The organism is Streptomyces sp. TAA040 (assembly GCF_000424845.1).
The window spans coordinates 55,807-68,323 of record NZ_AUKR01000021.1 but is presented as its reverse complement, the minus strand read 5'-3'; the positions used below and the strand labels follow the sequence as shown (position 1 = coordinate 68,323).

The 12,517-nt window shown below is 72.6% G+C and carries 10 protein-coding genes; 6 read left to right on the top strand and 4 right to left on the bottom strand.

Annotated elements, in window-relative coordinates:
- Positions 1 to 30: 30 nt before the first annotated feature.
- Positions 31 to 1,779, bottom strand: a complete 1,749-nt coding sequence (locus H300_RS0117445; RefSeq protein WP_028428463.1) for a protein kinase domain-containing protein — start codon at positions 1,777 to 1,779, stop codon at positions 31 to 33.
- Between the two features lie 304 nt (positions 1,780 to 2,083).
- Here H300_RS0117445 and H300_RS0117440 point away from each other — a divergent pair, with 304 nt between their 5' ends.
- The 5 genes from H300_RS0117440 to H300_RS0117420 all read left to right on the top strand — a co-directional run bounded on the left by H300_RS0117440 (position 2,084) and on the right by H300_RS0117420 (position 9,251).
- Positions 2,084 to 3,775: a protein kinase domain-containing protein gene (locus H300_RS0117440; RefSeq protein WP_037980816.1), complete on the top strand. Its 1,692-nt coding sequence runs from the start codon at positions 2,084 to 2,086 to the stop codon at positions 3,773 to 3,775.
- A gap of 185 nt (positions 3,776 to 3,960) precedes the next feature.
- Positions 3,961 to 4,986 carry a phosphotransferase gene (locus H300_RS0117435; RefSeq protein WP_028428461.1) on the top strand — a complete coding sequence of 342 codons (1,026 nt, stop codon included), beginning with the start codon at positions 3,961 to 3,963 and terminating at the stop codon, positions 4,984 to 4,986.
- Between the two features lie 360 nt (positions 4,987 to 5,346).
- Positions 5,347 to 6,684: a pyruvate dehydrogenase (acetyl-transferring) E1 component subunit alpha gene (pdhA, locus tag H300_RS0117430; RefSeq protein ID WP_028428460.1), complete on the top strand. Its 1,338-nt coding sequence runs from the start codon at positions 5,347 to 5,349 to the stop codon at positions 6,682 to 6,684.
- Position 6,685: 1 nt separating this feature from the next.
- On the top strand, positions 6,686 to 7,675 hold the full coding sequence (locus H300_RS0117425; protein ID WP_028428459.1) for an alpha-ketoacid dehydrogenase subunit beta: 990 nt from the start codon (positions 6,686 to 6,688) through the stop codon (positions 7,673 to 7,675).
- Positions 7,676 to 7,697: 22 nt separating this feature from the next.
- Positions 7,698 to 9,251, top strand: coding sequence for a dihydrolipoamide acetyltransferase family protein (locus H300_RS0117420; protein WP_028428458.1), 1,554 nt, complete (start codon positions 7,698 to 7,700; stop codon positions 9,249 to 9,251).
- A 121-nt stretch (positions 9,252 to 9,372) separates the two neighbouring features.
- Here the strand turns inward: H300_RS0117420 and H300_RS0117415 are convergent, their stop codons facing one another.
- The 3 genes from H300_RS0117415 to H300_RS0117405 all read right to left on the bottom strand — a co-directional run bounded on the left by H300_RS0117415 (position 9,373) and on the right by H300_RS0117405 (position 11,705).
- A complete protein-coding gene (locus H300_RS0117415) occupies positions 9,373 to 9,933 on the bottom strand; it encodes a bacterial proteasome activator family protein (RefSeq protein ID WP_028428457.1) in 561 nt (186 codons plus the stop codon).
- Between the two features lie 96 nt (positions 9,934 to 10,029).
- Complete coding sequence (locus H300_RS0117410) at positions 10,030 to 10,584, bottom strand: hypothetical protein (RefSeq protein WP_028428456.1); 555 nt, start codon at positions 10,582 to 10,584, stop codon at positions 10,030 to 10,032.
- A 143-nt stretch (positions 10,585 to 10,727) separates the two neighbouring features.
- Entirely contained in the window at positions 10,728 to 11,705 is a 978-nt protein-coding gene (locus H300_RS0117405) for an NAD(P)H-quinone oxidoreductase (RefSeq protein WP_028428455.1), read from the bottom strand.
- A 181-nt stretch (positions 11,706 to 11,886) separates the two neighbouring features.
- Between H300_RS0117405 and H300_RS29380 the strand changes: the two genes are divergently transcribed.
- Entirely contained in the window at positions 11,887 to 12,486 is a 600-nt protein-coding gene (locus H300_RS29380) for a hypothetical protein (protein ID WP_051270142.1), read from the top strand.
- The last annotated feature ends 31 nt before the right edge of the window (positions 12,487 to 12,517 follow it).

Below are 12,517 nucleotides of genomic sequence, written 5' to 3'. Positions count from 1 at the left end.
GTGCCGGGCCCGCTTCGGGGACGGGTCGGCTCAGGACTTGCCGGTGGAGACGGTCAGCTTGATGCGGTCCTCCTCCGGGTCCAGCGCCTCGTAGTTCTTCGGGGACTGCTTGAGCACCAGGTTCTTGCCGTAGATGTTCTCGTCCTCGTAGGACAGCTCCGGGTCGAGAATCCAGCCGGCCTTGCGGATGCAGTCCTTCACCGAGTCCAGGTGCTTGAAGGTGAGGTCGGGCATGGCCTTGCGGGGCTCGTCCCCGTCCTGGTCGGCGTAGTAGTCGCTCGCCTCGGTGCACTCGGTGGCGTCGATGGTCTTGGTCTTGTCCTCGTCCTTGAAGCCGCTGTACCCGTCGTCAGCGTCATCGGCGTCGTCGGCGTCATCGGCGGCGCCGCCCGTGCCGGAGTCGGTGTCCGTACCGGTGTTCGTGTCGTCGCCGCCGGCGGTGCCGCCCGCGCTGTCACTGCCGCCGTCCCCGCCGGTTGAGTTGCCGGTGCCGGCGCGGGTGTCGTCGTCACCGCCGACCGCGAGGCCTATCGCGATCAGTCCCCCGAGCACCACCAGGGCCGTCACGGCGGCGACCGCGATGAACATCATCGCGCGGTTGCCCCCGCGGGCCTGCGGGGGCGGGGTGCCGTAGGGCGACGGGGTGGGGTAGCCGTGGGCCGCCTGCTGCATGCCGCCGGCGGGCGGCGGCGTGGACGGGCCGTAGCCGCCCTGCATCGGGCCGTACGGGGTGGGGTACCCCGGCGCCTGGCCGCTCATCGGCACGGTGGTGGGCGGCGGCGGGGTGCCGGTGGCGCTGATCGACGGGAACACCGACTGCGCCACGTCCTGGCCGCTCCCGGCCGGCGGTCCACCGCTGATGATGATCGGCGAGACGCCGGTGGCCGTGCCGGAGCGGTTGATCCGCTCGCACTCCTGGAGCATCGCCTCGGCCGTCGGGAAGCGCTCGTTGGGGTTCTTGCGCAGCGCGCGGGCGACGAGCGCGTCCACCCCCCGCGGGACGGAGCTGTTGATCGAGGACGGCGCGACCGGCTCCTCCTGGACATGCGCGTACGCGATGGCCAGCGGTGAGTCGGCGTCGAACGGGAGGCGCCCGGTGAGGAGTTCGAACAGCATGATGCCGACCGTGTAGAGGTCGGACCGGGCGTCCACCCCGCGGCCCAGCGCCTGCTCGGGCGAGAGGTACTGCGGGGTGCCGACGACCATGCCGGTCTGGGTCATCGAGGTGACGCCGGACTGCATGGCGCGGGCGATGCCGAAGTCCATGACCTTGACCACGCCGCGGCGGGTCAGCATCACGTTGCCCGGCTTGATGTCCCGGTGGACCAGGCCCATTTCGTGGCTGGCCTCCAGCGCGGCCAGCACGTCGGTGGTGATCTTCAGCGCCCGCTCGGTGGACATCGCGCCGTGCCGGGCGACGTCCTCGTCGAGCGCGCCGCGCAACGGCTGGCCGTCCACGTACTCCATCACGATGAACGGCACCAGGGCGCCGTCCAGGCGGTCCTCGCCGGAGTCGTAGACGGAGACGATGTTGGAGTGCGTCAGCTTCGCGACCGCCTGCGCCTCGCGCCGGAAGCGCTCCCGGAAGGCGGCCTCGCGGCCGAGGTCGGAGTGCAGCATCTTGACGGCGACCTGGCGGTCGAGCACCGAGTCGTAGGCGAGGTGCACCGATGCCATGCCCCCGGCGCCCAGCAGCTCGCGCAACTGGTACCGCCCGTTGCCCACCGTCCGGCCCGTGTGATCACCCGGATTGCCCGGCTGTGCGCCGATGTCACTCATCTGACTGCTTCCCCCTCGGCGCCACAGGCCGCTCCGGCCCGGGCTCTGCGCGTGTACGGTTGCCATCGATCGGCGTTCCTGGGCAAGTCTGCCCCAGGGGTGTGACGAGTCAAGCCGCTGGTCCGTTCCGTGACCCGATGCACGAGACGCTTGCCATGCTCGGATAATACGTGCGGGCACGCGGCTCACGTGTGGACGCATGGACACAAACTTGCCAGCCCCTCCGCGGAGCGGGTTGGATGGCCTGTTCCACTTCCCCACACGCTTGCCCGCCCCCAGCGGGTTCCAACTACGGCGAGGACTGATGGCACAGAGGCAAGCCGCCGGAGACCCAGCGGAGCCCGAGGACACCGGAAACGGTGGGGCCGGCTCGCCGGAACTGTGGGGAAAGAACGGCCTCGTCGGTGACGGCCGCTACCGGCTCACGGGCAGACTGGGCCGCGGCGGCATGGCTGAGGTGTTCGCGGCGGAGGACGTCCGGCTGGGGCGGACGGTCGCGGTGAAGCTGCTGCGCACCGACCTCGCCGAGGACCCGGTGTCCAAGGCCCGGTTCACGCGCGAGGCGCAGTCCGTCGCCGGGCTGAACCACCACGCCGTCGTCGCCGTCTACGACTCCGGCGAGGACGAGGTCAACGGCAACGTCGTCCCGTACATCGTGATGGAGCTGGTCGAGGGCCGCACCATCCGCGACCTGCTGCTGAACGCCGAGGCCCCGCCCCCCGAGCAGGCACTGATCATCGTGTCCGGAATCCTGGAGGCGCTGGCCTACAGCCACCAACACGGCATCGTGCACCGGGACATCAAGCCGGGCAACGCGATCATCACCAACACCGGCGCGGTGAAGGTGATGGACTTCGGCATCGCCCGCGCGCTGCACGGCGCCTCGCAGACCATGACGCAGACCGGCATGGTCATGGGCACCCCGCAGTACCTCTCCCCGGAGCAGGCGCTGGGCAAGACCGTCGACGCCCGCTCGGACCTGTACGCCACCGGCTGCATGCTGTACGAGCTGCTCACGCTCCGCCCGCCGTTCACCGGCGAGACCCCGCTGTCGGTGGTCTACCAGCACGTCCAGGACGACCCGGTGGTGCCCTCGGAGGTCTCCGACGAGGTGCCGCCGGAGCTGGACGGGCTGGTGATGCGCTCACTCGCCAAGGAGCCGGACGACCGCTTCCAGTCCGCGGAGGAGATGCGCGGACTGATCCAGTACGCGCTGCGCCAACTGCACGAGCAGGGCAGCCACACCGGCGGTCTGTGGAACACCGGGCCGGTGCACAGCACCGCGCCCGCGCCCGGCGCGCAGCAGACCGCCCACTACCCGCAGCACGGCGACACCTCGCAGCTCGGCCCGCCGATGCTGATGGGACGCCCGGACCGGGACGACGACGGCGGCTTCGACGGCGGCCCGCGGGACGACGGCCGCGGGGGTGGCGTCAAATACGCCCTCATCGCCTTCTTCGCGGTACTCGCAGTCGCGGCCGGCATCTTCTTCGTGATGCAGAACACCGGTGGCGGCGGGGACGAGCCGAAGCAGCCGATCGAGTCCAGCACCTCGGAGTCCGAGGACGAGCCCTCCGACGAGCCGTCCACCCCGGAGGAGAGCGAGAGCGAGCCGGACAGCGGCACCGGCGACACCGGGCAGCAGGGCACTGTGCCGTCCTGGCAGCCGGAGGAGCCGACCCTTCCGGAACAGCCCGACCCGTCCGGTGACCCCTCGGAGACCGGCGGGGGCAACGAGAACGAGGGCACCACCGACGGCAGCGCGGACGAGGGCCAGAACGGCGACTCCGAGGGCGGTGCCTCCGAGGGCAACGGCGGCGGGGAAGCCGCAGGCGGTTCCGAGGGCGGGGAAGCCGCAGGCGGCGGGGAAGCCGCAGGCGGCGGGGAAGCCGCAGGCGGCGGGGAAGCCGCAGGCGGCGGAGAGGCCGCAGGCGGCGGAGAGGCCGGCGGCTCCGAGGGCTCCGGCGAGGCGGCCAACAGCGGCACCGAGGAGTGATCCGGCGGCGGGAGCCCCCTGGTGCTCCCGCCGCTGTCCGCCCTCGGCCGTGCCCGCCGACCTTCCCGCTCCTGCGCGCCCGACCCGCCTCCGTGGGCGCGCGCCCTACCAAGCGGCAGCCGAAACCGCAAGGGAATCACCGAAAGCATCCGGTCGGATGCCGTGGGTGATCTAGCATTCCGGTCGTGCAACCACCCCGAGCGCTCCCTTCGCGCACCCTCACCACCCTCCTGCGCCGTTACTGCGCCGGGGAGCCGCTCTCCTGCGAACCGCTCTCCGAGGGCCTGCTCAACCGGGGCTACCGGGTCGCCACCACGCGCGGGCGGTACTTCCTCAAACACCACCTGGACGGCGATCCGGAGGCCATCGGCAACCAGCACCGGGCGACCGTCCAGCTGGGCGCACTCGGGGTGCCGACAGTGCCCCCCGTTCCGGACGCCGACGGCGGCACCGTCGCCCTGGTGGACGGCGGCTGCTTCGCCCTGCATCCCTGGGTGGAGGGGCGGCACCGGGCCGGCGGGGAGCTGACCGCGGGCCAGTGCCGCCGGCTCGGCGCGCTCCTCGGCACGGTGCACGTCCGGCTGGAGCAGGTGATACCGCACTCCGCACGCCCGGAGGACGAGGGGCACCCCAGCGCGGACCCGGAGGACACCCGGCACCTGATCGACGAACTGCTCACCCGGATCCGCGACCGCCGGGTCCCGGACGGCTTCGACGCCCTGGCCCGGCGGCGGCTGGCCGAGCGCCGGGAGCTGCTGGACCGGCACGGCCACCGCCGGCCGCCGGCGGGCGCCGCCCCGGTGACGGGCTGGGTGCACGGGGACTTCCACCCGCTGAACCTGCTCTACCGGGCCGAGGCGCCCTTCGACCCGGTGGCCATCGTGGACTGGGACCGACTGGCGGTGCAGCCACGCGCCGAGGAGGCGGTACGGGCGGCCGCCATCTTCTTCGTCCGGCCGGACGGCACGCTGGAGCTGGACAAGGTGCGCCGGTACGCCCGCGCTTACCGGCGCGCGGCCCGGGCGGACGGTGCGGAGCTGGCCGCCGCCGTGCACCGGGTCTGGTGGGAGCGGTTGAACGACTTCTGGATGCTGCGCTGGCGCTACCAGCGGGACGACCGCAGGGCGGACCCGCAGTTCCCGGCGGCCGCGGCGCTGGTGGTCTGGTGGACCGGGGAGTACGCCCGGGTCGAGGACGCCTTCTGTGGCTGAACCCGTCCTTCGGCGCTCCGCTCACCCGGACGGTCTCACATACTGATCGGATCTCCACCCTTCCCGAGGGCACGTCCCAGGGGTTAACGTGCGTGGGTCCTACAGGCTTGCGGGGCTGTGACCAGTAATGTTCCCGACTGACGCGATGTACTTGGATTACCAAGGAAAATTGCAGGTCAGGGCCTCTTCGCACACATGCGGAGATACTGGGTAACGTGCTGTTCCAGCGGGCCGTCGAACGGGACAGAAGTCACCGCCCGGCCGTCCGTGCCGCACCCACCCCGTGCGGCGCAGCGGTACCGGGCGAGCCGCACTGGCTCTTCCGGAGACCCCGGGGGCCGGACAGACGGAGGAGCACACGTGACCGTGGAGAGCACTGCCGCGCGCGGACAATCGCGCAGCGGCGGAACGCGCCCGGCGGCGGCAGCCGCTGACGGCGCCGCCGAGGCACCCGCGAGGCCGGCGAACCGGGCGACCGCTGCGAAACCGGCGAAGTCCGCAGCCACGAGGCCCGCGGCGAAGAAGACCGCGAAGAAGGCCCCGGCGAAGAAGAGCTCCGGCAGAGGCGCGGCGTCCCGCGGGGCGCGTCCGGCCGCCGGTGCCGCTGCCTCGCAGACCGACCTCGTACAGTTGCTGACCCCCGAGGGCGAGCGGGTCGAGCACCCGGACTACGCCATCGACCTGAGCGCCGAGGAGCTGCGCGGCCTGTACCGCGACATGGTGCTGACCCGGCGCTTCGACGCCGAGGCCACCTCGCTCCAGCGGCAGGGCGAGCTGGGGCTGTGGGCCTCGCTGCTCGGCCAGGAGGCGGCGCAGATCGGCTCGGCCCGCGCGCTGCGCGAGGACGACTACGTCTTCCCCACCTACCGCGAGCACGGCGTCGCCTGGTGCCGCGGGGTCGACCCGGCCAATCTGCTGGGCATGTTCCGCGGCGTGAACAACGGCGGCTGGGACCCGGCGAGCAACAACTTCCACCTCTACACCATCGTGATCGGCTCACAGACCCTGCACGCCACCGGCTACGCGATGGGCGTCACCAAGGACGGCGCGGACTCCGCGGTCGTCGCCTACTTCGGCGACGGTGCGTCCAGCCAGGGCGACGTGGCCGAGGCTTTCACCTTCTCCTCGGTCTACAACGCCCCGGTGGTGTTCTTCTGCCAGAACAACCAGTGGGCGATCTCGGAGCCGACGGAGAAGCAGTCCCGGGTGCCGATCTACCAGCGCGCCCAGGGCTACGGCTTCCCCGGCGTCCGGGTGGACGGCAACGACGTGCTGGCCGTGCTGGCCGTCACCCGGGCCGCGCTCGAACACGCCCGGTCCGGACAGGGACCGATGCTGGTGGAGGCGTTCACCTACCGGATGGGCGCGCACACCACGTCCGACGACCCGACCCGCTACCGCACCGACGAGGAGCGCGAGGCCTGGGCCGCCAAGGACCCGATCGAGCGGCTCCGCGCCTACCTGGAGAAGGAGGGCCTGGCCGACGCCGGGTTCTTCGCCGCGCTGGAGTCGGAGAGCGAGGAGCTGGGCACCTCGGTCCGGGAGAAGATCCGCACCATGCCGGACCCGGACACCATGGCCATCTTCGAGAACGTCTACGCCGACGGCCACGCCCTCGTCGACGAGGAGCGTGCGCAGTTCGCCGAGTACCTGGCGTCCTTCGCGGACGAGGCGGAGCCCGCCGGAGAGGTGAAGTGAGATGGCTGCCGAGACCGTGAGGAAGCTGCCGATCGCCAAGGCGATCAACGAGTCGCTGCGCACGTCGCTGGAGAACGACCCCAAGGTCCTGGTCATGGGGGAGGACGTCGGCAAGCTCGGCGGCGTCTTCCGGGTGACGGACGGGCTCCAGAAGGACTTCGGCGAGGACCGGGTCATCGACACCCCGCTCGCCGAGTCCGGCATCGTCGGCACCGCGATCGGCCTCGCGCTGCGCGGGTACCGCCCGGTGGTGGAGATCCAGTTCGACGGCTTCGTCTTCCCCGCCTACGACCAGATCGTCACCCAGCTCGCGAAGATGCACGCCAGGGCGCTGGGCAAGGTGAGGATGCCGGTGGTCATCCGCATCCCCTACGCCGGCGGCATCGGCGCCGTCGAGCACCACAGCGAGTCGCCCGAGGCCCTGTTCGCCCACGTCGCGGGGCTGAAGTGCGTCTCCCCCTCGAACGCGGCGGACGCCTACTGGATGATGCAGCAGGCCATCGAGAGCGACGACCCGGTCATCTTCTTCGAGCCCAAGCGGCGCTACTGGGACAAGGGCGAAGTCGATACCTCGGCCCTCCCGTACCCGCTGCACCAGGCCCGGGTCGCCCGGTCCGGTACGGACCTCACGCTGGCCGCCTACGGCCCGATGGTGAAGACCTGTCTGGGGGCCGCGGACGCGGCCGAGCAGGAGGGCCGGTCGCTGGAGGTGGTCGACCTGCGGTCGATCTCCCCGATGGACTTCGACACCCTCCAGCACTCGGTCGTCAAGACCGGCAGGCTGGTGGTGGTGCACGAGGCACCGGTCTTCCTCGGCGCCGGCTCCGAGCTGGCGGCCCGGATCACGGAGCGCTGCTTCTACCACCTGGAGGCGCCGGTGCTCCGCGTCGGCGGCTTCCACGCGCCGTACCCGCCGGCCCGGCTGGAGGACGAGTACCTGCCGGGACTGGACCGGGTGCTCGACGCCGTCGACCGCGCCCTGGCGTACTGAGAGGCTGAGGAGAGTCGTGACGATGACTACTGCGACCACCGCGTCCGGTGCGGCGGGGAGCGGACCCGGGGTCCGCGAGTTCAACATGCCGGACGTGGGCGAGGGCCTCACCGAGGCCGAGATCCTCAAGTGGTTCGTGCAGCCGGGCGACCAGGTGACGGACGGCCAGGTCGTCTGCGAGGTGGAGACGGCGAAGGCGGCGGTGGAGCTGCCGATCCCGTTCACCGGCACCGTGGGTGAGCTGCGCTTCGGCGAGGGCACCACCGTCGACGTCGGTACCGCGATCATCACCGTGGACACCGACCCGGCGGGCTCGGCGTCCGCCCAGGCGGCGCCCGCTCCCGCCGCTGCCGCGCCCGCGGCGCCCGCAGCGGAGGTCGCGCCCGCGTCGGACGAGGCGGACGGCGCGGAGTCCGGGGACGGCAAGCGCCAGCCGGTACTGGTGGGCTACGGGGTGTCCAACCCGTCCACCAAGCGCCGCCCGCGCAAGCCGCAGCCGGGGCAGCCGCAGCCGACCCCCGAGCCGGTGAACGGCACGCCCCCGAGCACCGACCCGGGCACGGCCCCGAGCGCTTCCGCGGGCACGACGGCGGCCGGTGCCCCCGAGGGGGCGCCGCCGGACCCGACGGGCGGGCGTCCGCTCGCCAAGCCGCCGGTCCGGAAGCTCGCCAAGGACCTGGGCATCGATCTGGCCCGGGTCGTACCCAGCGGGCCGGACGGCGTCATCACCCGTGAGGACGTGCACGCGGCCGCCGCCGGCGTGTCCGCCACCGCGCCCGCCGCGCCGGCGGCTCCGGCGGCTCCGGCGGCTCAGGCGCCTCGGACCGCGCCGGAGCAGGGCGTTCCCTCGGTCGAGCCGCAGTCGATGGCGGCCATCCGGGAGCGCCGGGTGCCGGTCAAGGGGGTGCGGAAGGCGACGGCGGCGGCCATGGTCTCCAGTGCCTTCACCGCACCGCACGTCACCGAGTTCGTGACGATCGACGTCACCCGGACGATGAAGCTCGTGCAGCGGCTCAAGGCCGACCCCGAGATGGCCGGGCTGCGCGTCAATCCGCTGCTCCTGGTCGCGAAGGCGTTCCTGGTCGCGATCCGGCGCCACCCGGAGGTCAACGCCGCCTGGGACGAGGCCGCACAGGAGATCGTCTACAAGGACTACGTCAACCTGGGCATCGCGGCAGCGACCCCGCGCGGGCTGATCGTGCCGAACGTCAAGGACGCGCAGGCCAAGACGCTTCCGGAGTTGTCGGGGGCGCTGAGCGAGCTGATCGCGACCGCGCGGGAGGGGAGGACGGCACCGGCCGACATGCGCGAAGGCACCGTCACGATCACCAACGTGGGCGTCTTCGGTGTCGACACCGGCACCCCGATCCTCAACCCCGGCGAGTCGGCGATCCTGGCCTTCGGCGCGGTCAGGGACCAGCCCTGGGTGCACAAGGGCAAGGTCAAGCCGCGCAAGGTGACGACGCTGGCGCTCTCCTTCGACCACCGGCTGGTCGACGGCGAGCTGGGCTCCAAGGTGCTCGCGGACATCGCCGCCGTGCTGGAGCACCCCAAGCGGCTCATCACCTGGTCCTGACGGTCGGGCCCCGCCCTGCACGGGCGGGGCCCGACCGCCCGGCGCTCACCTCTCGGGGATGTCGACAGTCATCCGCGGTGGTGCCTCACGGCCGCTCAGGTGTCCGGAGGGCCGGGTCCGGTCAGAGATAGGGGCCGGAGCGGGTCTGACCGCCGGGGTGCTCGGGCACCTCGCCGTCCTCCGGCACCGATCCCGGAGGAAGCGCCCGCCGCATCGTCTCCAACTGGGCTCGCGCCGCCATCTGCTGGGCGAACAGCGCCGTCTGGATGCCGTGGAACAGCCCTTCAAGCCAGCCGACCAACTGCGCCTGGGCGATCCGCAGTTCGGCGTCGGTGGGCACCACGTCGTCGACGAACGGCAGCGAGATGCGCTCCAGTTCCTCGATGAGCTCCGGCGCCAAACCGTCCTCAAGCTCCTTGACCGAACTGGAGTGGATCTCCTTCAGCCGGGCCCGGCTCGCCTCGTCCAGCGGCGCGGCCTTCACCTCTTCGAGCAGCTGCTTGATCATGCTGCCGATTCGCATGACCTTCGCCGGCTGTTCGACCATCTCGGTCACCGGGACCTCGCGGGAGCCCTCCTCACCGCTGCCTTTGTCCGCGGTGCTGCCGAGGGCCATGCCGTCCGGCCCCACGACCAGGACCTGCTGATGCTCCTGCGACCGTTCGTTCGTCGGCTGTGTCATACCCCCATTCTGCATGCCGTCGCCCGGTCGTTGCCCCGCATGGCCACCTGCGCCGCTCGTCACCGCCGTACGGTCGCCGCCGCCCGCGCAGCACCGTCACTGCCGCCGCAGGCGCAGGGCGAGGAATCCGAGGCCCACCCCGAGCGAGGCGATGCCCGCACCGAGCGGCAGCACCGGCAGCAGCGGACCACCGCCCCCGGGGAAGGTGAGCTGCTCGCCCTCCGGCTCCTCACCCCCCTCGTCCTCGTCGCCGCGCTCCTTCTGCGGCTCCGGCTCGGGCTCCTCGCGCACCTCGTGGGCGGGGACCCAGTGGGGTTCGGGGGCGGGCGGCGGCACGGGACGCCACACCTCGTCCTCGGTGGGTTCCGGCGACGGGGCGGGGGAGACGGACTCCGACGCGGAGGGGCTGCCGCTGGGCGAGGCGGACTCCGAGGGCGCCTGCGAGGGCTCCGGCGGGGACGACGCCTCGGGCGGCTCGAAGGCCGGGACGTCCGGTGGCTCCCGCGGGAACAGCGAAAAGCCCTCGCCCCCCGGGAGGGGGAACGAGGGCGAACCCGACGGAGGGGGGTCGGTGCTCGGAGTGGCCAGGGCGTCCGAAGCGGGGAGGAGTACCGCGGTACTGACGAGCAGCCCGATCACACACGCCTTCACGGGTGGAGTCCTTCCCGGAGCAGGACCGTGGTCCGATGTGTGTTACCAGGGTCACATGGATACCCCCGTCCGGCACCCTCGGGGTACAGCTTGACGGAGCGTCAACGGTTCGCGCGGGACCGCGTCCGCATCGGTGGACCGGGTCAGCGCACCAGCAGGATCTTGCCCACGTGGCCGCTGCTCTCCATGAGCCGATGCCCCTCGGCGGCCTCCGCCATCGGAATTTGGCAGTCCACCACGGTCCGCAGCCGGCCGTCGGCGACGAGCGGCCAGACGTGCTCGCGGACGGCCGCCACGAGGGCCGCCTTCTCCGCCGCGGGCCGTGCCCGCAGTGTGGTCGCGGTGAGGGCGCCGCGCTTCCCGAGCAGCTTGCCCAGGTCCAGCTCCCCCTTGGTGCCGCCCTGCATCCCGATCACCGCGATCCGCCCGTTCACCGCGAGGGCGTCGATGTTCCGGTCCAGGTACTTCGCACCCATGATGTCCAGGACGACGTCCGCGCCCGCCCCGTCGGTGGCCTCGGCCAGCGCCGCCGGGAAGTCCTGCTCGCGGTAGTTGATCAGGATGTCCGCGCCGAGTTCCGCGCAGCGGTCGAGCTTCTCCCGGCTCCCCGCCGTCACCGCCACCCGCACGCCGAACGCCTTGGCGAGCTGGATCGCCGTCGTACCGATACCGCTCGCCCCGCCGTGCACCAGCAGCGTCTCGCCGGCACGCAGGTGCGCGATCATGAAGACGTTGGACCAGACCGTGCACGTCACCTCGGGCAGCGTCGCCGCCTCGACGAGGTCCACCCCCTCGGGGACGGGCAGCAGTTGGCCCACCGGAACGGCGACCTTCTCGGCGTAGCCGCCACCTGTCAGCAGGGCGCACACCTCGTCACCGACCGCCCAGCCGGCCACCTCGGCACCGACCTCGACGATCCGGCCGGAGCACTCCAGCCCCGGGTGCGGCGACGTGCCGGGCGGCGGGTCGTAGAAGCCCTTCCGCTGGAGGGTGTCGGCCCGGTTGACCGCACTGGCCACCACCTCGACGAGGACCTCGCCCTCACCGGGCACCGGATCGGGGACTTCGGCCCACACGAGTGCCTCGGGGCCGCCGGGTTCGGGAATCGTGATCGCATGCATACCGGCGACGCTACCGGTTCGGGCCCGCCAACCCCCGGGCCCCGGGCGGCCGCCGCGCGGCCGATCGGGTGACAGCGCGCCGCGGGCGGAACCGGACACCCGCGCACGGCAGTCGGGACGGTCAGCGAGCCGCCCGCTCCAGGGCGCGCAAGCCAGGACCACGACGACCGGAGGCCGCCCGATGTTCGAGCCCGACGCCGCAACCGCCGCAACCCTCGTCCTGTCGAAGCCCCTGCTGCCCCTCGACCGAGCGGCCACCGGCACCGCCGCCGCTCCGTGGCGGCCCGCGCAGGCGCCTTCGGACGGCACCGACCGGTCCGCGGTGCGCGTTCTGCGGCGGAGCCCGGCCGACGCGAACCGGCTGGCACTCCAGTGCAAGCTCACCGAGTGCGGCGTACCGCCCACCCCCGGGGACCGGCCCGCGCTGACCGAACTGGCCGCCCTGGAAGCCGGAGTGGTCACCACGCTGCTCCAGTGGCTCTCCTCCGCGGCCGGAAACCGGCCCACCGCGTACCCGCGCGAGTACTCCGGCACGGAGACCGCGGAGACCGGGGCCCGTACCGGCGGGGAAGACGTCCGGGCCGGGTGGACGGAGGCCCGTGACGGTGGCCCCGGGGCCCGGCCGGTGGACAGCTCCGGGTGGGGCGGCGGCAGCGGCAGGTGGGGCGGTGGGGCCGGCGCCCGGGAGGACGCGGCGGCCGAGGCGGTGACGGTCGCCGCGCGCACGCCGAGCAGCCCGCTGCGCTACCCCTGGGCCGACCCCCGCCTGCACTCGTGGTGAGCCGGGGGCATGCTCGGCGCCCGAGCGGGGC